The 21,886-nt window shown below is 56.0% G+C and carries 18 protein-coding genes; 9 read left to right on the top strand and 9 right to left on the bottom strand.

The genetic code is table 11. The annotated features are described in order from the left end of the window. Window positions 1-6 precede the first annotated feature (6 nt). The 6 genes from MOV76_RS09825 to MOV76_RS09800 all read left to right on the top strand — a co-directional run bounded on the left by MOV76_RS09825 (window position 7) and on the right by MOV76_RS09800 (window position 4,885). Window positions 7-828, top strand: a complete 822-nt coding sequence (locus tag MOV76_RS09825; RefSeq protein WP_018243206.1) for a hypothetical protein — start codon at window positions 7-9, stop codon at window positions 826-828. An 82-nt stretch (window positions 829-910) separates the two neighbouring features. Further along, window positions 911-1,855 (top strand): glycosyltransferase family 2 protein, encoded by a 945-nt coding sequence (locus MOV76_RS09820; RefSeq protein ID WP_112904663.1) that lies wholly within the window; start codon window positions 911-913, stop codon window positions 1,853-1,855. A 24-nt stretch (window positions 1,856-1,879) separates the two neighbouring features. Then, entirely contained in the window at window positions 1,880-2,764 is an 885-nt protein-coding gene (locus MOV76_RS09815) for a glycosyltransferase family 2 protein (protein WP_247264429.1), read from the top strand. After that, the gene (locus MOV76_RS09810; RefSeq protein WP_018243209.1) at window positions 2,761-3,741 is read left to right on the top strand and encodes a glycosyltransferase family A protein; all 981 of its coding nucleotides are present in this window, start codon (window positions 2,761-2,763) and stop codon (window positions 3,739-3,741) included. The genes MOV76_RS09815 and MOV76_RS09810 overlap by 4 nt, the downstream gene beginning before the upstream one ends. Window positions 3,742-3,953: 212 nt before the next feature. Beyond that, window positions 3,954-4,412: a glucuronosyltransferase gene (locus MOV76_RS09805; RefSeq protein ID WP_018446812.1), complete on the top strand. Its 459-nt coding sequence runs from the start codon at window positions 3,954-3,956 to the stop codon at window positions 4,410-4,412. After that, entirely contained in the window at window positions 4,409-4,885 is a 477-nt protein-coding gene (locus tag MOV76_RS09800; RefSeq protein WP_018243211.1) for a glycosyltransferase, read from the top strand. Before MOV76_RS09805 ends, MOV76_RS09800 begins: the two co-directional genes overlap by 4 nt. Before the next feature lie 42 nt (window positions 4,886-4,927). On the opposite strand, the gene MOV76_RS09795 is transcribed toward MOV76_RS09800, so the two are convergent. From MOV76_RS09795 to MOV76_RS09780, 4 genes are all read right to left on the bottom strand, one after another. Continuing rightward, window positions 4,928-5,623, bottom strand: a complete 696-nt coding sequence (locus MOV76_RS09795; RefSeq protein WP_130652901.1) for an SGNH/GDSL hydrolase family protein — start codon at window positions 5,621-5,623, stop codon at window positions 4,928-4,930. A gap of 143 nt (window positions 5,624-5,766) precedes the next feature. Beyond that, window positions 5,767-7,074 (bottom strand): HlyD family type I secretion periplasmic adaptor subunit, encoded by a 1,308-nt coding sequence (locus MOV76_RS09790; RefSeq protein ID WP_018243213.1) that lies wholly within the window; start codon window positions 7,072-7,074, stop codon window positions 5,767-5,769. 15 nt (window positions 7,075-7,089) lie between these two features. Further along, window positions 7,090-8,856, bottom strand: a complete 1,767-nt coding sequence (locus MOV76_RS09785; RefSeq protein ID WP_018243214.1) for a type I secretion system permease/ATPase — start codon at window positions 8,854-8,856, stop codon at window positions 7,090-7,092. A gap of 487 nt (window positions 8,857-9,343) precedes the next feature. Further along, window positions 9,344-10,960: a right-handed parallel beta-helix repeat-containing protein gene (locus MOV76_RS09780; RefSeq protein ID WP_247264428.1), complete on the bottom strand. Its 1,617-nt coding sequence runs from the start codon at window positions 10,958-10,960 to the stop codon at window positions 9,344-9,346. 688 nt (window positions 10,961-11,648) lie between these two features. Between MOV76_RS09780 and MOV76_RS09775 the strand changes: the two genes are divergently transcribed. After that, the gene (locus MOV76_RS09775; protein ID WP_047618813.1) at window positions 11,649-12,347 is read left to right on the top strand and encodes an Ig-like domain-containing protein; all 699 of its coding nucleotides are present in this window, start codon (window positions 11,649-11,651) and stop codon (window positions 12,345-12,347) included. A 210-nt stretch (window positions 12,348-12,557) separates the two neighbouring features. On the opposite strand, the gene MOV76_RS09770 is transcribed toward MOV76_RS09775, so the two are convergent. From MOV76_RS09770 to MOV76_RS09750, 5 genes are all read right to left on the bottom strand, one after another. Further along, on the bottom strand, window positions 12,558-13,262 hold the full coding sequence (locus MOV76_RS09770) for a hypothetical protein (protein WP_247264427.1): 705 nt from the start codon (window positions 13,260-13,262) through the stop codon (window positions 12,558-12,560). Beyond that, a complete protein-coding gene (locus MOV76_RS09765; protein WP_047618818.1) occupies window positions 13,262-15,538 on the bottom strand; it encodes a polysaccharide biosynthesis tyrosine autokinase in 2,277 nt (758 codons plus the stop codon). The genes MOV76_RS09770 and MOV76_RS09765 overlap by 1 nt, the downstream gene beginning before the upstream one ends. Window positions 15,539-15,592: 54 nt before the next feature. Continuing rightward, the gene (locus MOV76_RS09760; RefSeq protein WP_247264426.1) at window positions 15,593-16,249 is read right to left on the bottom strand and encodes a sugar transporter; all 657 of its coding nucleotides are present in this window, start codon (window positions 16,247-16,249) and stop codon (window positions 15,593-15,595) included. A 74-nt stretch (window positions 16,250-16,323) separates the two neighbouring features. Continuing rightward, window positions 16,324-17,535, bottom strand: coding sequence for a polysaccharide biosynthesis/export family protein (locus MOV76_RS09755; RefSeq protein WP_130653560.1), 1,212 nt, complete (start codon window positions 17,533-17,535; stop codon window positions 16,324-16,326). Window positions 17,536-17,845: 310 nt separating this feature from the next. After that, on the bottom strand, window positions 17,846-19,249 hold the full coding sequence (locus MOV76_RS09750) for an O-antigen ligase (protein WP_247264425.1): 1,404 nt from the start codon (window positions 19,247-19,249) through the stop codon (window positions 17,846-17,848). A gap of 309 nt (window positions 19,250-19,558) precedes the next feature. Here MOV76_RS09750 and MOV76_RS09745 point away from each other — a divergent pair, with 309 nt between their 5' ends. Both MOV76_RS09745 and MOV76_RS09740 read left to right on the top strand, forming a co-directional pair. After that, window positions 19,559-20,158, top strand: a complete 600-nt coding sequence (locus MOV76_RS09745; RefSeq protein ID WP_018446822.1) for a transglutaminase-like cysteine peptidase — start codon at window positions 19,559-19,561, stop codon at window positions 20,156-20,158. A gap of 268 nt (window positions 20,159-20,426) precedes the next feature. Further along, window positions 20,427-21,755, top strand: a complete 1,329-nt coding sequence (locus MOV76_RS09740) for a UDP-glucose/GDP-mannose dehydrogenase family protein (RefSeq protein WP_113544224.1) — start codon at window positions 20,427-20,429, stop codon at window positions 21,753-21,755. Window positions 21,756-21,886: the final 131 nt, after the last annotated feature.

Below are 21,886 nucleotides of genomic sequence, written 5' to 3'. Positions count from 1 at the left end.
CATTCGATGACACTTGTCACCTTCATTATCCCGGTCCGACATCAGGACAATGCCCGCGATTGGAGCAGGCTGAAGGCAAACCTGACCCAGACCGTGGCTTCCATTTCCAACCAGACCAATGGAGACTGGCGCGGCATCATCGTGGCAAACGAAGGTGCGGATCTGCCTGACCTGCCGGAAAAATTCTCCGCCGTGCGTGTCACCTTTCCGCCGAACGACTTGCATGAGCTCGGAAAGGGCAGCAAGGAAGACTTCCTTGATGCCTTCCGGGCAGACAAAGGCCGTCGCGTTCTGAGCGGCATGCTGAACGCCACCGACAGTCGCTTCTTCATGATTGTCGATGACGACGATTTCGTCAGCTCTCGGATCGTTCAACACGTATCCGACAATCGGGACGCCAACGGATGGACGATCGATCATGGTTATATCTGGGACGATGGCGGCAACTTCCTGTTTGGCCACGACGACTTCAGCCATCTCTGCGGTACCTCGTTGATCATACGTGCCGATCTCTATGAACTGCCGGAACGTTTCGAGGAGGCTTCGCTCGACTGGATCAAGTCGATGCTGGGCAGCCATGTCCGCATAGCAAGCATCCTTGCCCAGCGGGGCGCGCCGCTAACGAAACTGCCGTTTCGCGGGGCGGTCTATCGGGTCGCCCATGGCGGATCGCATAGTCAGGCACCGAGCCTGCTGCGGCAGTATTTCCTCAACCGCGGTGTGCTCACCAAACCGCGGCGGTGGTTACGCAATCTTCGCAAGCTGAGGGTACTCGGCGAGGGTCACAGGCGCGAGTTTTTCGGCAAGACACGGTCAAACCCCGCGTAGGCGCCGAACTGCTCGAACATCGCACAGGCAGTCAAAACATGAAGCTCTTCTCTTACGACTTCACCAAGAGGGTTGGTAACTGATGTCGGATCTCTTCGTCAGCGTGCTCTTTTCATCTTACAATGGCGCCAGCCGCCGGCTGCGCCATACTTTGGATTCCTTGGTGCGCCAGGAGCTTCCCCATGATCGATGGGAATTGGTTGCTGTCGACAATAATAGCAATGACGATACGTTTGAGCTTTTGAAATCGTACAGCGAGAAGCTTCCCATCACCATCCTGCAGCAGCGCAAGCCGGGAAAGTCTGGCGCGCTGAATCTGGCTTTGGATCAAGTAAAGGGAGATCTCATAGTCTTTACGGACGACGACATACGCGCCGAACCGAACTGGCTGAAAGCGATCGTCGACTGCGCTATCGCCCATCCGGGCTATGGCGTGTTCGGAGGCAGAATCGTCCCCGATTGGGAAAAGGAGCCGAAGGGCCGCTTTATCGATTGGATTCCAATGGGCTCGACTTTCGCGATCGTCGATGAAGCGCAAAGCGGACCTTGTGACCCGACGAAAGTCTGGGGTCCCAACACGATCATTCGGCGAGAGTTGCTCGGAACGAGCGTGCGCTACCGGGAAGATATCGGCCCTCTACCAGGGAAAATATTTGCCATGGGTGAAGATGCGGAAATCATCATTCGACTGGCGGCAAATGGCGCCAAGTCCTATCGATGCGCAGAGGCCGTGGTTCATCACTGGATACCGGCATCAAGTGTCACTGAGGATTGGGTACAGAAACGCGGCGAACGGCTTGGCTATGGCATGCCGGCGCTCTTCCCTGACGAGGTACCTGGAGGGGTGAGGCTCAGCGGAGTTCCACTACCGATCTGGATCGAAAGCGCGCAATGGGCATTTCGGGCAGCCATGCTTTATCTCTTGCCGCAATCAAAGAAGCGTTTCTGGGCTATCTGGAAATATTACTACATGCGTGGATATCGTGCTGGAATTCGCCGATATGCGCCCCAGACGCTCGCGCGGTGATCGATTGGCCCAGGAGGCAGTAAATTGAAACTCTCGGTGCTCATCAACAATTTCAATTATGGTCGCTTTTTGCGCCCATGCATCGACAGTGTTTTGTCACAGGCCTACCCCGACTTCGAAGTGGTGGTGGTCGACGACGGATCGACGGACGATTCCCGCCAGATCCTTGCCTCCTACGGTGAACAGATCCTGACGGTATTGAAGGAAAACGGTGGCCAGGCCTCGAGCTTCAACGCGGGTTTTGCGGCCGCAAGCGGTGATGTCCTCTTTCTCCTCGATGCCGATGATGCATTCTTGCCGGGCAAGCTCGCTCGTATAGCCGAAATCTACGACCGCAGCGAGATCGACTGGTGCTTCGACCGGGTGACGACTAAGGAAAGCGACCAGCCTCCAACAGAGCTGCAGGTGACGCGGTTCGACAAGCGGGATACGCTGCGCAGGGGCGGCTTTCCCTCGCTTCCTGTGCCGACCTCCGGCTTGAGCTTCCGCCGCGATCTGCTGTCTCAGATCCTGCCAATGTCTGTCGCGAAAGACGTCGTCCTCAGCGACAATTACATCAAGTTTGCAGCCGCCTATCTGGGTCGCGGCGCCATCGTCGAAACACCGCTGACGTTTCAGCGCATTCATGAGTCGAACCGCTACACGGGCACAAGCAGGGCAAAGACGCTGCGCCCACGGATCATGATCGCGACTGGGCTCGAACTGGCACGCCGCTATGACGGGCTGCAGGCACTCGGCAAGAGCCTCGTGGCCGGCGGAATTGCCGAAACGACATCGCTTCTGAAGCTCCGGGGTGAAGCTCGCAACACGGTGGCCGGCGGTCCGTTCGGCGATGCTGCCGCGACCGAAGTGGCCTTGATGGCGGCGCGCAAGCGTTTGGGAAATATGCTGCGGAGAGGACAGTCATGAATCAGCAAAAGACTTTTCCGCATTCATCCGTCGGCACAGAAGTAGGCGCCGCGCCGCTGAGGATCGCCGTCGGCGTGCTGACCTATCGCCGCCTCGACGGGATCGCCAAGCTTCTTGACGTCATGACGCGCCAGGTCAGGCAGCCGGCTCGCCCCTATCATCTCACTATGGTGATCGTCGATAATGATGCGGCCGGCAGCGCAAGGGCCACGGTAGAGAGCTTTGGCCAAACAGGTGCCTACGACCTGATCTACGTCATCGAACAAAATCAGGGCATACCCTTTGCACGCAATCGCGCATTGGATTCAGCGCCTCCCGGCACTGACCTCTTCTGCTTTCTCGACGATGACGAATGGCCGGTCGATGGCTGGCTGGACGCGATGCTGGAGACACGGGAGAAAAACCGCGCCGATTGCGTCTACGGCCCCGTCCAACCGGTCTATCCCGAAAACCCGCCGGAATATTTCATCAAGGCAAGGGTGTTCGAGCGCAAGAAGAACAAGGACGGTCAACGCATTTCTTATGCGGCCTCTAACAACGTCATGTTCGACTATCCCCTGATCCGCTCATGGAATCTGCGTTTTGAAGAGAAGATGCGCTTCACCGGGGGCACGGATTACCTTTTCTTCAACCAAGCCATCCGCCGTGGCATGCAGGTCTTCTGGGCTGACAAGGCGCTCGTCCATGATATCGTTCCGGCCAGCCGGATGACCTGGAAATGGGTATTGCAAAGACAATACCGGCTCGGCAATACCTTCGCAGTCAGCGAGGTCCTGCATGGCAACCTCAAGCGCCGGATCTATCGCGCGGCCTATGGTGCCACGAGAGTCATCCTTGGGCTGGTCATGCTGCCAGCGATCTTGATTTCACCCTATTGGGGCATGCGAGCCCTCACCCATGTTCTGCGCGGCGCGGGCATGGTTAATGGGATTCTCGGCCATGCATACCAGGAATACAAGCCCAATGCCGCGCTCTGATATTTGTTTACGCGAGCGCCCTTGGAAGAGTTTTGACCCTTATTATGTTCCAGTTGAAAATATCATGAGTGATTGGCTGTCCATGAACTTCAAGGCTTCAATCGACCAAGCCAAAAATGGTACACTTCTATTGAACTATCGTGAGACAATCGCTGTTCGTACAGAACGGTTTTTCGCCCCTATCATCGGTCAAATATAGGAGATGCCTGTCTATGACTGAGAAAAAATTGAAGGTTCTCGCTGCCTCGTCAGGAGGCGGCCACTGGGAGCAACTGATGGCCATGCGCGGCGCATTCGAGGGCTGCGATATCGTCTTTGCAACGACCATCCCGGGATTGCTTGCAAAATACGACATTCGGGACGGACTAGTGCTTCCCGATTGCAGCCGCGACTCGATACCCATGTCGATCCGGTGCTTTTTCAGCGCCTTTTCCATCGTCATCAAACAGAGGCCCGACGTCGTCATCTCGACCGGTGCCGCGCCCGGGCTTTTTTGCCTGCTTGCCGGCAAATTGATGGGCAAGCGGACGATCTGGATCGATAGCGTCGCCAATGTCGAGAAGCTGTCGCTATCGGGTAAATTGGCCGGCCATATTGCGACGCTCTGGCTCACGCAGTGGCAGCATCTTTCACGGCCGGATGGCCCCCACTACGCAGGAGCTGTCCTTTGATCCTTGTCACCGTCGGAACGCAGCTGCCGTTTGATCGCCTCGTCAAATCTGTCGACACCTTCGCAAAGGAACTGTCCAAACCGGTTCTGGCGCAGATCGGCAAGGGCACCTACACGCCACAGAACATGAAATGGATCAAGAATATCGAGCCCGCGGACTTCGATAGAGTCTTTTTCGATGCAAGTGTCATCGTCTCTCACGCGGGAATTGGCACTGTGCTTACGGCGAAACGTTTTGGAAAGCCGATCATTCTCGTTCCCCGGCAGGCATCCCTCGGCGAGCATAGAAACGATCATCAGCTTGCCACGGTAGGCCAGCTCGCAGGCCGACCGGGTATCTACGTTGCACATACCGATGACGATCTCAGGAGCTATCTGCTCGAAGACCTGGATAGCCCGTCTCACGAAGATTCGTCGGAGGCCGGTCGGGCTTCACTGGTCACCTACCTGAAAAACTATATTGCAGCAGTCTGAACCCTGAGAGCCGTCAGGGACTGTGACGGGCATGAGAGAATTTCATTCTCCGCAATTGTTGCCGGCGATACGTTTGGCGAGTTCGGGCGCGATGATTTTGGAGGCCACGTCGGGCAAAGGATGCACACCATCAGGAATTGCCCTGGCCAGATCATCCGGCGTAAGACGCTCCCAGTTGGGCCGGTGGTCGACAAACTCCAGACCACGTATTTCGGCCTCTGTCTGATGGGCAGAGACATAGCTGTCGGCAAAGGGGCGGATTAGCCCCCGCAGCCCCGAAAACGGATTCATGGCCATGACGATGATCCGCGCTTGCGGCAGGCGCTGCCGCAGCTGGTCGAGGATCTCGCCGATATTCTTTCGGCTTTGCGCAAGCGACACGAACCGATGCAATGTCGCATCGTTAGCATAGAGTTCAATCAGGATGATATCCGGCTGCGCGGCAACGACGCGATCAACTTGGGTAAGGGCCCATAGTGACGTCTCGCCGCTCTTTGCAACGCTCTCGACTTTCACGGGCCTTTGCAGGCAGACTGAAAGCCCTGTCTCGAGAGCGGGCTGCCATCCCCCGCGGGCCGTCAAGGATGTTCCGAAAGCCACTATTTTCAGCGGCTGAGGACTATCGGCATGGCCGTTTTTGACCGCGGAAAACATCACCAGACACGCCAGAAACAGAACCAGTCCATAAGCCGGTCGCCTCGCAGTCGGCGCCGCTCGCCAAAGCAGCAAACACATCATCGGGAGACCTTGCCGCAGACTTGAGACAATTTCGTGAAATGGCCGCTCATGCCCGTTCGAGCAACGCGAAACTATCCAATCTCACTCTGGCGGATGGCTGCTTTGAGACGTCCGGGCTTTCAACCACGCGAAACAGCCGCCAATCACTCCTGACGAAATACGTGCTGCATCTGATCGGTCAGCGGCTTCGTCAGATAGGATATGACGGTCCGGTCGCCGATCTTGATAAAGACCTCGGCCGGCATGCCGGGATAGAGCTTTATCGTCTTCATCCTGGCAATGCTTTCAGCTTTCGGCTTGACGCGCAGGGGATAGTAGCTGATGCCCGTGCGCTCATCCTTGACGATATCAGGGGCGATTGAGGTAATCTCACCGCTCACATCAGGCGTCGTGCGTTGATCGAAAGCACTGAAGCGCACATCGACGGACTGACCGACGTGAACCTGGTCAATATCGCGGGTGGCGACTTTCGCCTCGACCGTAAGTTCGTTATTTTCGGGAACGACGAGCATCAACGTCTGACCGGGATCGATGACACCATTGACGGTGTGAACCGAAAGTTCGTGAACTCGCCCAGTCAGCGGCGCGGTAATGTCGAGACGGTGCAGCTGATCGAGTGCGGTTCCGCGGCGCTCTTCATATTCGGCGATCTGTGCCTCGACGTCGGTCAGGTCCTTTGCGATCTCCGAACGACGATCCTCATCCAGCTGGATCGACTGGCGATCGATCTCGATTGCCTTACCCTCGGCCTCGGCCTTTGATGCGATTTCCTGGCCGCTGTTGCCCTGGAGATCGGCGCGTGCGCGCTTGAGCGTATTCAAACGCTGAAGCGTGACGAGACCCTTCTTGTAGAGCGTATCAATGCCCTCAAGCTCCTGTTCGATCAAGCCCAAGGCATCGCTGGTGGCGTTGATCTGAACGACCAACCCCTTTACCTGCTCGGCCAGCTGGTCCTTGCGCGATGCCAACTGGCTCTTCATTCCGATAAGCGCCGTCCTGCGACTGTCGAACAATTTCTGCTCACCATCGAGAAGCTTCGCCGCGGAGGTGCTGGATGTCAGATCAGTGATGTTTTCCTCGACCTCGAACGAATCGGCGCCGATCCGTTCCGCCTTCAGACGGGCGCGGCGCGCATAAAGCTGAGCGAGCGTGCTTTCGACAATCGAGAGGTTCGCTCTTGTCGTCGTCCCATCGAGCCGTATCAGCACCTGCCCTGCCGTCACATGGTCGTTTTCGGCGACCAGCAGTTCCGACACGATACCACCTGTCAGGTGCTGGACCTTCTTGACATCGCCGTCAACAACGATCACGCCCTCGCCGATGACTGCGCTCGAAAGCTCTGTCGTCGCCGCCCAACCGCCGATGCCGCAAACGAGGGCTATCGACAACGCACCGACAACGGCAACATGCCGATTGAGGGAGCGTTTCGATTCACTGATAACTTTATTCACAATCTTCCCTCTGGCCTATTCGGCCGCATTGATGCCGTCGACCACGACTTTAAGCTGAGCCACGCGCTCGGCAATCGGCGTGCGCGCCGCTTCCGGCCGGCTGACCCTTGCCAGAACTTCCTCTTTCGGACCGAACGCGATCATCCGGCCATCTTGCATCATCAGCACGAAGTCACAGACCGCCAGAACGCCGGACCGATGTGCGATGACAACGACAATGCCGCCGCGCGCCCGCACGCTCATGATCGCAGCACTCAGCGCCCGCTCGCCTTCTTCATCAAGATTGGAGTTCGGTTCATCGAGCACGACGAGGAATGGTTCGCCGTAAAGCGCTCTTGCAAGCGCGATCCGCTGTCTCTGGCCGGCCGAAAGCGCCGCACCGCCTTCGCCGATTTCGGTTTCGTAACCGTTCGGCAGACGAAGGATAAGATCGTGAACACGCGCCGCCCTCGCTGCGGCAACCACTGCCTCGGGCGACATCTCCTTCGCGAAACGGCAGATATTCTGCGCGACGGTCCCCGAAAAAAGCTCCACATCCTGCGGGAGATAACCGATATGCCGGCCAAGTGCGTCACCGTCCCACTGGTCGAGTGCCGCACCATCAAGGCGAATGGATCCTCTGACGGTCGGCCAGATGCCCATCATCGCCCGCGCCAGCGACGACTTACCCGAGGCACTGTAACCAATGACCCCAAGCGCGCTCCCTGCCCTTAAGCCGAAGCTGACATCGGAGATGACCAGGCGCTGGCCAGCCGGTGGTCCGCTCGCCAGGCCCTCAACAGTGACTTGCTTGGTAGGAGCCGCGAGCGCAAGCGGGGCTGGAATCTCAGGAATGGTTTTCAGCAGGCTCGAAAGCCGCGCCCAGCTCTGCTGAGCAGAAACGAAGCCACGCCAATTTCCGATCGCTGCTTCGACAGGCGCCAGGGCGCGCGAGGTCAATATCGAGCCCGCGATGATAATTCCCGAAGAGGCCTGCCCTTGAATGACCAGGATTGCGCCGGTCGCAAGCGTCCCCGATTGCAGAGCAATACGGAAAATCTTCGACAAGGTCGCATATCCGTTGCCGACATCCGATGCCTGCCGAGTGATCGTCCGGTATTCACTGTTCTTGCGGTCCCAGATTTCGGCCATCGTGCCTGCCATGCCCATGGCGTGAATGACCTCGGAGTTGCGGATCGAGGTCTGCGCGAAGGCATTCCGCATATTTGCGGAGTCAGACTGCTTTTTTGATAGCGTCCGCGTTCCCTGATTGGTCATGAACGTCAGGATGGCGAGAACCAGCGATCCACCGATCGCGATATATCCGATCGCCGGATGAAAGAGGAAACAGATCACGATATAGAACGGCAACCACGGCAGATCGAACATCGCTGTCGGGCCCATACCGGACAGGAAGGTTCTGATCTGGTCGAAGTCGCGCAACGGCTGAAGCCCGTCGCCGCCGATTTTGACCTTCAGCGGAGCCTTGATAAGCGCCCGGAACACACGTCCGTTCACCATCTCGTCAAGTGAACCGGCAACACGCACGAGCATCCTGCTTCGCAGAACCTCGAACGCTCCTTGAAAGGCGTAAAGCATCAACGCAAGTATTGCCAGGGCAGCCAGCGAGGGTATGCTTTTGCTGGGGATGACCCGGTCATACACCTCAAGCATAAAAAATGAACTTGTAAGATAGAGGATATTGATAAGCGCACTTGCTATTCCAATGAAAACAAGCCCCCCCTTGCATTTCCTCAAGGCTTTGGATGGCTCGCTCGCATCCGCTGTTGAACTCTGAAACACGAAGTAATCCCTCTCTTACCGCATAACCCACAGGCATACATGCCAGCGCACTGCAGCTACGGGTCCATCAAGCCCGATCAATAACACAGCCGCATCTGGCTTGTCGGCACCGGTGCCGATCTTCCGCTTGCAAGCTCACACCTATTATATGAATCCCACCGAAAAATGGCCAAGAAATTCCAATTTATAGCGCGCGCGATTTCAGGGGTTCTAACTTGACGCTACGCTAAATATACCGGCCCAAGCAAGTGAAAATCGCAAACCGCCCAATAACGGGCCAAAGGGATAGCCGTGTCGCGTGCTTAAACACGATGTTTACTCGGGCATTAACTATATATTCAGTCCATATTTTACTCTGAAGATGAACGGCTGAAATATTAGGTCAGCGATCATTCCCCGACTCGACCGCCGGCGAGCACTCATCATCGAGCTTTAATGTCGAGATAAAACGGCTGGCAAGGCGGCCCCGCGACCCGTCCCGTCTGACTCAGACCAGCAGATGTGAGCCATGAAATGCATCCACGTTGATGGAGACGCTCAATGAGTCCGTATCGATGTGTGAAGCACCGTCGGAGATCTTGTACTGGAAGGATTCGCTGACGTTACCGCTAATGCCGGCGAGTTTGGCTGCATCGACCGTATAGGTATAGTCGCCATCGCTGTCGACGTGGATGACGCCGTATTTCCCGGTCAGCGTCAGCCCATGCTTGTCCACCGCACCGTCACCGAAGCGGCGGAGCAGCACAGTCCCGTTGGAGGCACTGTCGTTTTCGAGGAGATTGCCGTGATAGGCGCTGCCGGTGTCACTCGAGATCTTCAGATTGTCATGGACGGCGACGATCTTGGGAACGACGGCTGCGGCTACCGTCGCGGTATGCGTTTCTGTTGCGGGAGCCGGGGTAATTGTTTGCGGCAGCGCTGGTACTTCCACATGCTGCTCGACGACTGGTACGGTAGGCGTCTGCTCATTGTTCGATGACGTATTGCTGCTCGTGCTGCCAGCGGCGCTGTCAAGCTCGGCCTGCGCTTGTTCGAACGTTTTGTTCTCGCAGATGGAGAACGTGTTCTGAGCAGCAATTGCGGGCGGCATCGTCAGCGTCGATACCAGGCTGTCGATGATATTGTCATGAAAAGAACCCGATGCGGACCTGTCAACCTTCAGCGCTGACGAGGACAGGCCGTCAAAGACATTGTCATGGATATCGATGTTCTCACGAACATAGTTTGGATAGCCCGCTGCGCTAACCAGGACGCCATAAACGCCACCATGCACATAATTTCCGCTGATGTCATAGTTCTTCGCATCTCCCTGATCGCCAAGGCCAATACCGTAGGACCAGCTATAGCCGCCGTATCCCGAGATGTCGTTGTCGTGGATGGCGATATTCGTGCCCGCCTGGGCACTCAACCCAAAGCCACCGCCGATGAGCGTGTTGCCATCGACCACGGCGTTTACAGCCCTGACCAACACGAGGACACCCTTGGCGCTATTGGTCTCCGTCTGCTCCAGATGATTGTCCTTGACCAGAATATTGCTGCTATCATTGAGCTGGATAGCGTCTGCCGCTGCACCCTGGCTGTTGGTGACGGTATTGTTGACGAGGGTGACACCGTTGACCTTGTCCATCCATATGCCATCGGCATGCACCCCGGTCAGCTTGCTGTTCTCAATCGTGATGTTCTGGCTGCTTTGGAAGCTGATCGAGCCGGGCTTTCCAGCAAGGCCTGTATTTGTCACCTCGACGTTGCGAACCGTCCAGTTCGACACATTCCCTGCATATATCGCGTTGGCGCCGGTATCGGCGATCTTGATGTTCTCAATGACGATGTTCGAAGCCTTGGAACCGTGGATGCCGTCATTGCTGCTGTGAATGACCGGCGCATCGCCAACACCGTAGCTGCCAATCGTGATCGGAGCGGCAACGCTGCCGGAGTATTTCAAATCGAATTGTTCGTTGAACACGCTTCCGGCAGCCAGGAGCACGCTATCGCCCGGGTTGAGCTTGAGCGCCTCGACAGCGGAAAGCGTCGCGAAAGCCGCCTGCTCGCTCACTCCACTGTTCTGATTGGATCCCGTTGCCGAATTTACATAGTAGACGGTCACACCATGATCTCCCAAAGATACTGGAAAACCTTCTACCTGCGGACCTCTCTCTGCCTCCTAAAATGGAACACTAAAATGCGTTCTATCTCGCGATAATTCTTACGTCCGCTGCAAAATATCTTCATTTCTCAAATATTTCGCATTGCAAAAAAAGTTGCACTGCACAATTATGAAAAAGTTACCTGATATCGGCATTGGCAATAAGATTATCTCCTAGAACACGCATCTTAATTTGTAAAAAATGCGCCTCGAGAGAAACATTACTTGATAAACATATGTTACAAGAGAACGACATCAGTTACTTCGTCGAAAAGCATGAGATAGAGCGGTCAACGAAACAAAACCGCGATATCACGCCATAGCCCGTAGTGATTATATCAACATCTCATCTGAACATCAGAACCTCAACGTATTCTTATAAATTGCCGCTGAATAAACATTCTTTCCTTCTGAAGAAATTTAAATTCGTATCTGTCATTCGACAATTTCACCTATTATTAACGCAACAAACGTCAGGCACTTCATTGTCTTATGCGAGTTGCATGTGTGTCATTATTGTACAATACACCAGAAAATGTTCACTTGCTGTTAATTACGCCCTTGACTCTCTGTATTAAGATATCCTTAATCGGGCAGCTCGCTAAAGGTCAGAATTGACCTATCAAAGAACTATTCAAGGAGAGAACTGATGGCTGTTCACGCAACCGACGATAGTGCAACATTCCTGGAAACAGACGCCATTTCAGGAAATCTGCTTTCCAACGATTCATCCGATAACGGACACCTTTTCCTGCGCGCCTTCGACGGCGCGAGCGTTGGCGCCAAGAGCGGCAACAGCCAGATCACCGAAATCCAGGGCGACTACGGCACCTTCTTCGTCAAGCCCGATGGCAGCTACACCTATGTGCTAAGCGATGCTGCCAAGGTCAACTTCACCAATGGTGAATTGCTCCAGGAGAAGGTTTCGTACAAAATCTCCGACGGCAGCGGTCATACCGATGTCGGCCTGTTCACCCTGAACATCCAGGGCGTAACCCAGGTCAAGCCGATCGCGGTCGACGATCACTATAGCTTCACCGAGGGCGACGCCATCGGCGGCAACGCCTTGGACAACGACATTGCCGGCGACAATGGTCATCTCTTCCTCCGACAGTTCGCCAACACGGCCGTAAACGGCGATCCAAGCGCAACGACCGACGTCGCCGGCACGTATGGCACGTTCCATGTCAAAGCGGATGGAACATTCACCTATGATCTGGCAGTAGATGTTGCTCCGGGCGATCACGTCACGGAAACTATCCAGTTCTACAAGATCTCCGACGGCGAAGGCCACACCGATGTCGGCGTTCTGACACTCAACATCACTGGCGCGGACGCAGACGTCTGATCATTCAATAACCAACTAAAAAGCAACGCCCGCCGCGCAGATGGCGGGCGTTTTACAAGTCGAGCCGCGTCACGAGAATGAGCAGTCGGCAACCATTTACACCGCTTCGAGCTTTCAGCAATGTTCGGAACGACCACCCCGGAACAGCACGAATTATATGCAGTCCGGTGCCGTTGAGCTTGGAACTGTCCAAAAGCCTGCTTTGTTGATTTACTTGCTGCAACGCTGCCGGAACCGCGCCGTCGCAGAATCTCCAACGCTCGTCCAGGCTTGATCGAAGATTGGACGAAGCTGTGGGCTGATCTCTTTTATCGTGGCATTCACCCTGCAACGATCGCCCAGTTTCAGCATCGTCGTAAGATCGCTGTCGAGCGCGTTCCTTGCCGCCGCAAGTGTTGCATCCGTAAAATCGTTCCAGAAGTAAAACCGCGTCAGGATCATCACCTGGTCGTAGGGCGCAAGCACAACCGAACGCTTCATCATTACTGCAACCGCAGCCGGCTCCTCCGCAATTATCGACTGCACGGCCGCAAGGCGAAGCCAAAAATTACTGTTCGTCGGCATGCACGAAAGCGCATACCGCAGATACTGGCGCGCACTCGACGCCGCAGCGGCCCAGGTGTCGTAGTTGACATTGACATTCTGCCGATCGAGTTGCGCCAGAACGAGGGTTACGCCAGCAGCCACAATGTCGGATCGGCAATAATGACCGTCAACAACGTCGACACTACGCGACGCGTATTTGGCCACGACATCGTCCGCGACTGTCTCTCCACGCTCGATCCTTTCGGCGACGATCGAGATGCTGGCCGTTCTTATCGAAGCGTATAGCTCTCGACCGGCCAGCACCAAAAAGACGAGGGTGACGATAATGAAAGCGATCCTGGTAACCGAAACGAACTGACCTCGGAACATCAGCTTTCGGTATAGTATCGCGAATAACGCTTATAATAATACTCGCTCGAACCGAATGTCCGGTAAAGTTTCATCTGCGACGGGTCGACCTTGGTCAATATAGTACCGACGCATTTCGCATAGAGTTCCGGTTCGGACAGCAGTGTCGACTGCACGACCTTGCGCGATGTCTTTCCCCACTCGATAACGAAAACGACCGCATCGAGCTTCGAATTGATTGCGCGCGCATCCACAACCGGCGCCAAGGGCGGCAGGTCGACGATAATATAATCGAAGCTTTGACGCGCCGTTTGAAGAAGCTGATCCATGCCGCGTGACGCAAGCAACTCCGACGAATGCGGAACACGATACCGTGCCACCGTCGGCAAAAATGCGAGTTTTGTTTTGGGATCGAGAAGGATCAAATCCTTGAGCGGACGGCTGTCGACGATCGCCTCGAGCAACCCGGCCTCGGCATGGCGGCCGATCGCCCGGGTGGCACCAGGATTGCGCATGTCGCCGTCGATAAGTAGGCAACGCGCACCCTGCATTGCCAGGAGTTTGGCAAAATTGATGGAGGTCGTCGACTTCCCTTCGCCGGGCAAGCTCGACACGACGCCGATGACCTTGCAGCGCTGATCGGCAGCACTGAGGTCGATGGCAATCTTGGCGCTTCGAAGCGTCTCGGCAAATGCCGAGAGCGGATGCTCCTCGACATAGGTCGTGGTCTTCCCGCCCCTGGCGATGCTTCGTGGATTGCTGGGATCAACGAGCGTCGGATCGTCGACGTTATTTTCAATCAGCGGCATGACACCGAGAGACTCGACATCAAGCACGTCCCGGACATCATCGCCGGTGCGGAAGAACCGATCCCGGAATTCGCGGAAGGCCGCTATACCACTTCCAAATGCACATCCCATGAACATCGCGAAAGCAACGACGAGAGCTCTCTTCGGAGCGCTCGGCTTCGTCGGCGTCTCCGCCGTCGTGATGATTCGCGCAGCGGTGATCGGAAAGCTCTGCTGTTGAATTGCTTCCTGATAACGCGTCAAGAAGCTCTGATAGAGATTCTTATAGGTATCGCGCGTGCGCTCGAGTTCGCGAAGCTGCACCTGGGTTTCGCCAGCCATTGCGGCTACGCCCGTCGCCTGTGTAACGCTGTCGCGCAAAGAGTTTTCCCGCGATTTCGCGACCTGCAGCTCGCTTTGGTAGCTCTCGGCGATACGGTTCAACTCATCGAACATGAGCCTCTTATATTCTTCCATTTCCGCACGAAGCCGAACCGCCTGGACGTGATCGGGACCGAGCCGCGCCTCAATTTCAGTTTCGAGCTTGGAAGCCTCCAGATACTTCTTGCGCAGGTCGTTCGAAATGGAGCTGTCGAGCACATCGGTGACGATCGCATCGGTCTGCTTAGCGTCGATGATCGACTTGACGCGCGCATATTTTGCCTCGGCCTTCGCAGTCTCGGCCTGCGCATTGATCAATTGGGTATTGATCTCGGAAAGCTGCTGATCGCTAATCAGCGTACCGGATCCAGCCTCGACAAGTCCATGCTCGCTGCGGAATTTTTGCACGGCGAGGTCAGTGTCCAGCGCCTGCTGCCGGAGCTCTTCGATACGCTCCTGTAGCCACTCGCCGGCCCGACGTGTCGCCTCGTATTTCGAATTGAGCTTGTCAACCAGATAGACGTCGGCGATGGCAGCTGCGATATCACGCGCTAGATCCGGTGACTGCGAGGTAAAGCTGACATCGAGAACATAGGATTTGCCAACGCGTTCGACATCGATGTTGCCTGCAACAGTCTCCGCAGCACTCCGCCGCCTCATTTCCGGATCGGGTGCGACGGCTGCGTCATCGGCAAACCACGACCGAAAATTCACGAAGGATTTCAGCGTTGAGACAGAAAAAAGCGAGCTTTTCGGTCCCATGAACTCCGCATTGTCGACGAGTTTCAGCTTGTCGACGACGGCATAGGCGATGGTGTCGGACTTCAAAAGCTCGACCTGACTGAGGACAGTACCTTCGTCATCGTCCATCTGGCCGAAAGCCGCCAGCTGGTTGATCACCTGGCTATCGCTGCGGTCGATCAGCACGCTTGTGTCGGCGGTGTAGACGGGCACCGAGGTCAGGACATACACAATGCCCAGAATGGCGAAGGCGAAACCGCACGCCGCAACCATCCGCCACTGTCGGCGGGCGATTGCGATGAGCTTGTCGAAATCGATGAAGTCAGCTTCGTTTCCCGTATCGCGGGAGGGGTCGATACGTGGCGTAAGTTTATCTGGCGATAGCAATTTCGATCTCCAACAAATGCGTCAAGCGCTAAGATCTAAGGGCAATTCCAGCTATTATATGACCGGGATACTAACACTAGTCGATTCCGCCGAGTCAGACGATTGCCCTGCCCCAGCATTCGAAACCTTCAGCGTACCGGCGGTTGTCTCGCTGCCCTCAAAAGGCGTACCGTCGTCCGCTCCCGGCCCCGTCCGGCCAATCGACCCATTATTGCCGATGCCGGATGCGGCGGCTGCAGCACTTCCACCCGGGCCGAGCGCCGCCGTTCCGCCTTCGGCGAGAACCTTCGCAAAGGCGGCAAGGAGCGGCGCAAGATTCGGATCCGCGCTCGCCGCCTCGGCGACGGCTTTTTCAATGGCCAGCTTGAATAGCGGATCCGTTACCTGGCAGCTGTTTGCAGCCCGCCCAAGACCGGAACCGATAGCAGCCATCTGCGCGACATCGGCTTTCCTGGCCTGCTCGATCACCGGCGACAGCGCCTCATTGCTGCTCCCAACCAGCGCGCGGACGCTCGATGACAAAACCAGCGGATCGGACATATCAAGCAGAACGGCGGGGTTGGCCGTAAATCCACTGATATCGATGGAAGTCAGATTTGAAAGCCTCACGCAAGCTGCCGCGAAAGCGCTTGAATTCATGCCGGTAAACATCGCGACGACAATTCCGCTATACGCAAGCTTACGATAAACACCAGACCTTGCCATAACCATAGTCCTTCATCAAATCCGCTATATAGGCCGCCGTCATTGATCATTCGAGATCGATGACGGCCCGCCTATTTCAATCAATTTCCAAGATCGTTTACCGCGTTACGGGTATCATTCGCATCGTCGGCCACACCGGAAACAGTGGACGATACCGAGTTTACGATGTCAAGGAACTTGACCAATTCAACAGAGTCCGAATTGGAAATATAGATAATATCCTTGTCTTCCATCTTGAATTGCTGAACAGCAAACAGGGTTGCCGGATCGCGAAGATTCGCGCGGATGATCACCGGAACCGTTTCACCCGTAAATCTCGTCGCGTCCACGTGCATCGCTGCAACCGTTTTCTTGGGGACAAGGCGATAGAGCAGGACCTGAGCCGGATCAGCGCGATCATCGCGCAGGCCGCCCGCCTTGGCGATTGCCTCTCCAAGGGTCAGGTCGGATTCTTCGAAATCGAAGCGGCCACTTGTGCCTGCGGCGCCGAGCATAAGATAGGTACGGCGCTCATGATCGATCGAGATCGTATCATCCGGTGCGACGTAGATATTTTCGGCCGGGTTCTTTAAGAGCGTATTGTAGGCGACGGTAGCCGTCTTGCCGCGGCGCTGCAGCGTCACATTCGTTTCGATATTGTTGGTCGTCAAACCGCCCGCAGCGGAAATGACATCGAGAACACGCTCACCGGCCGGGCTGATCTCGACGCGCTGGGGATTGTTGACATCCCCGAGCACGGCAACCTGACTGGAGCGACTTGTCGTCGTCGTAATAACCACCTGCGGCTCGATCGCCCGGCTCGCCAGGCGATCCTCGACGTCCTGTTCCACGGTCTCCTTGAGGCGACCGGCAGCCGGAACCCGACCCGCATAGGGAATTGTGATCGTCCCGTTTCTATCGATCGTCTGGCTCGGCAAAGAGATGTAATTACCCGGTCGGCTACCGGCATCGGACGGAATGAAAAGACCGCCGGACTGAGCTTCGAAGATGGCGACCTCAACGACATCCCCGTAACCGAGCGGAATTTCAGGCGCCCCGCCTCGACCACCGCCAAACCCCTTGAAGGAGGTCGGCTGGGGAGCGGAAAAATACGGCAGAACGTTCTTGCTGAGATCAATCAGGGCGTAATCGATACCGACGCGACGCTCCTTCGTTGTCACTTTCACTGCTGCATCCCGATCAACATCTTTGTGATCAGGACCAGATCTTGGCAACGATGTGCAGCTTGCCAATATAGTCGTTAGCGCTACAACAATGGCGACGCGTGTACTACCGATACGAGAACAACCCATAGAATACCCTGTGTTGACGCCTCTGAAGCTACTGCTCCGCAATCTGACAAAATACAAGACGATCCCCGATCAATAACACTGAAAGCCGATTAACATTCCCCTAACTGTGGCAGGCTGGCAACGGCGAGCCCTTTAGGAAGCGAAAAACGACTTCGGTCCGACTTTTCTGGCGTCGCAACAATCCGAAGGCTGCACCCGCTATAAAATTTCTTGGGTTTCAGAGTCAACTGTTCGCACCTGCACAATCGATCTTTTCCGAAAATCTTATTAAAATCCATCCATTTAAACTTTAAGTGGTTAACGGCTGCTCTTATGCCATGCCCAACTCTCCGTTGCTGCGCCCGAGACTTATCGCGACAACCGCACTGAGGAAGGCGGCGTAAAACACCGCAAATCCCGGTATCTGCAGCGAAAAATCGACCGCCGCATGAAGGGCGACCAAAACCGTCGCCGCCAGGCCAAGAAGGACATAGGGCCTCAGACGCCGTCTTTGGGCGAACCCGCGCCAGAACACCCTGGCAAGCACCGAGAAGGTAAGGACCGCCGCAATCGGGAACATTATTCCGAGGCCCAGAAATCCTTCGAGATAGAAATTGTGCGCACGGTCGAAGATCCCGAAAATTCCGCAGGCCGGATCGCGGTAGGCAGAAAACACCGTCCGAAAAGTTCCGAGCCCCGTCCCCGTCCACCAATGATCCGATATGGCACGCCATATGCCCGGCAGGATGCAGAAACGATCATCATCCTCGAGCCGCCGCTCTTGCGCGCGCAAAATCGCCTGGCCTGCAAACATCGTCAGTAACACTACGATGAAAGCAATCGCCGAGAGGAGCTTCAGCATCGAACGCCATCTTGGCGCCGGTCTCAAATGACGCCTCGAGCCGTTCCAATTGATGACAAGCCATGGAAAATAGATGAGAGCGGCAACAAAGGTCGCAAATATCCCGGCGCGAGAGCGGCTCAGCATCAGCGCGGTGAAGCATGCGCATAAGAGCAGGATATAGATCCACGATCTCAAGAGAAGCGCGTTTCGGCCCGGCTCGCCGGGCGGATAGTTCGAACAGGCACGGGCAACGTCCCTGACCAGGGTTAGCATGAGCAGCGTTCCAAGCCCGAGGAATGTCGCTGCGGTATTACGGTTGACGAAGACCGCGGTCAGGCTGTCGAGGTAGGCGTGTTTCTCGACGACGATCAGGATGTTGGGAAACAGCAAAAACTGCAGCAGGCCGAAAGTAGCGATGATGCCCGCCGAAAGCCCGAGGCCGGCAAGCACTTTCCTCGCGCGCTGATCGGTATTGCATAAGAGGAGCCCGGTCAGGAACGTGACGAAAGGCAGAGCGACCCAGAGGATCGACGCGAACGTGTCGGCCGGTTCGACGGAGATCGCTGCGTAATTGACACCCGCTAGGTGACGCGCGGCATCCCAAGCGGGATTTGCCAGCCACCGCGAAGGCAGTTCGATCGTCTGAATAAACGTCCATCCTGTCAAAACGATCAATAGAAACAGAGCGATGCCGAACACCCATCTGCTCTGTCTCGGCTCTCCGAACAACAGTCCCGAGATAATGGCGAGAGCAAACATTCCGATCGCCGCGAAGGCGAAAGCCAGGGGTGTAACACTCCCGAACGGTATGAGCGTCAATATAACGAGGCCGATGAAGGCGAAAAGCAAAACCTCTCGCAAGACCCGCCTATTAATGAGGTGGGAGAACATGTGAATTAATTTACCAGAGTAGGCAGCGACCAAAGCCATTACAACCGAAGAGTTTAATTTACTCGTACAAACATAAGTTGAACATCAAGCACCTGCGTGCTAAAGTGTAACAGAATTCCACATCGTTTAAAATTGTCGCGATAGGTTTAAGCCAATCGAGACAAGGCCCGGCTATGCTCCTTCCAAGCAGCAGAAACGGGACAGATATTCTGCGCCCAATACTTGGCAGATCATCAGATCGCCATGCCATTGACCGAGAAAAAAGGCAAGCCTGATCTCAATCGGTTGCCCTGAACGGGGATTTAACAGATGAAGAAAACATTCGTTACACTTCTGGCGCTGGCCTTTACAGCAGGCAATGCCTGCTCGGCATTTGCCGCCGGTCCCGCAGGTTTCGCCCGCGGCCTGAACGGTAGTTCGGCGGTCAGCTATATCTCCGAAAAAGGCAAGATCATCCCACCCTTCGCCCAGGTATTGTTCTGCGCCCAGAATCCGGCGGAATGCCGTGACAACAATGGGCTCTCGGTCGTTGCGCTCACTGACGAGCAGATGCTGCAGCTGAAAAATGTGAACAGCACGGTCAATCGGACGATGATCGGACGCAACGACTCCAGCAGCGAACTGAACGGCGACGTCTGGAAGGTGAATGTGCGCAGCGGCGACTGCGAAGATTTCGCATTGACCAAACGCAGCCGGCTGATAGCGATGGGCTGGTCGTCGCGCGCGTTGCGGATCGCGACGGCATATACGCCCTCCGGTGAAGGACATGCGGTCCTCGTCGTCAGAACCGACAGGGGCGATCTCGTCCTCGACAACAGGAAAAGCAGCATCAAGAACTGGCGCGATACCGATCTGCGCTGGGACAAGATCCAATCGGGAACAGACCCCTATGTCTGGTACCGGCTATAACAGCCGAGGCAGCGACATAGACAGATTGATCCTGTTTCCGGATTGAAGTCGAGCCTGCTCTGACGAGCCGCTCGACTTGTCATATCGCCCACACAAACCTATGTTTTGGCTATCGACGGGGCAGCGTGCGGCAAGCTGCGGTGCCCGGAGTTCGATATCCGATGTGGGTTTCAGGCGATCTTCGGTATTGTCTTTTCGTCCAGATTAACTATGACGAACTCATGCTGCGACGCAGCATGACGTTCTACTCTAATGATTTGAGGGAAATATGCGCATCACGATGATTGGATCAGGCTATGTCGGCCTCGTTTCAGGCGTTTGCTTTGCGGATTTCGGCCACGACGTCATCTGCGTCGACAAGGATCTGAGTAAGATCGAAGCGCTTCGCGAAGGCCGCATTCCGATCTACGAGCCGGGTCTGGAGCAATTGGTCGCTGAAAACACCAGCACCGGCCGGCTGTCATTTTCGACGGATGTCGGCGAAAGTGTCCGCAGTGCTGACGTCGTGTTCATCGCAGTCGGCACGCCCTCCAGGCGCGGCGACGGCCATGCGGATCTCTCCTATGTCTACGCCGCTGCGCGCGAGATTGCCACCTATGTGGAAGGCTTCACTGTTATCGTCACCAAGTCGACGGTGCCGGTCGGCACGGGAGACGAAGTCGAGCGCATCATGCGCGAAACCAATCCCACGGCGGATGTCGCCGTCGTCTCCAATCCCGAATTCCTGCGCGAAGGCGCCGCCATCGAGGATTTCAAGCGTCCTGACCGTATCGTCGTCGGGCTGAACGACGACCGGGCACGCGAAACCATGACCGAGGTCTATCGCCCGCTTTACCTCAACCAGGCACCCCTGGTCTTCACCACCCGCCGCACCTCGGAACTGATCAAATATGCGGCCAATGCTTTTCTCGCGATGAAGATCACCTTCATCAACGAGATCGCCGATCTCTGCGAACGGGTCGACGCAAACGTTCAGGACGTTTCGCGCGGGATCGGTCTCGATGGCCGTATCGGCTCCAAGTTCCTGCATGCCGGGCCGGGTTACGGCGGCTCGTGCTTCCCCAAAGATACGCTAGCTCTTGCCAAGACGGCGCAGGATTACGATGCGCCGATGCGTCTCATCGAGACGACGATCTCGATCAATGACAACCGCAAGCGGGCGATGGGACGCAAAGTCATTTCGGCCGTCGGCGGAGACATTCGCGGCAAGAAGATCGCAATCCTCGGGCTGACTTTCAAGCCGAACACCGATGACATGCGCGACAGCCCGGCAATCGCAGTCATCCAGACCCTGCAGGACAACGGCGCGCAAGTGGTCGGCTACGATCCCGAGGGCATGGAAAACGCCCGCAAGGTGATCGAGAACATCGAATATGCAAGCGGACCCTACGAAGCAGCTGCTGGTGCGGATGCGCTTGTCATCGTCACCGAGTGGAACCAGTTCCGCGCGCTCGATTTCAACCGCCTGAAGCAGTCGATGCGCGCTCCGATCCTGGTCGATCTGCGCAATATCTACCGCAGCGACGAGGTCCGCAAGTACGGCTTTACCTATACTGGCATCGGCACCAATCTCTATCACGATGTGACCAACACCTGAAATAGCCTGCTGAACATCTGATCTTCCTGACGCCGCGGAACACAATCCGCGGCGTTTGGTTTGACAGCACCGTCGTCTTTCAGACGCGCAAAGGACGCTCTAACTCTTTCAATCCTCGCATCCTGCCCCGA

The sequence above is a fragment of the Rhizobium sp. PRIMUS64 genome, from assembly GCF_023006465.1.
In the GTDB taxonomy this organism is placed as follows: domain Bacteria; phylum Pseudomonadota; class Alphaproteobacteria; order Rhizobiales; family Rhizobiaceae; genus Rhizobium; species Rhizobium leguminosarum.
The sequence above is the reverse complement of the archived record's forward strand: the minus strand, read 5'-3'. Positions and strand labels throughout refer to the sequence as shown.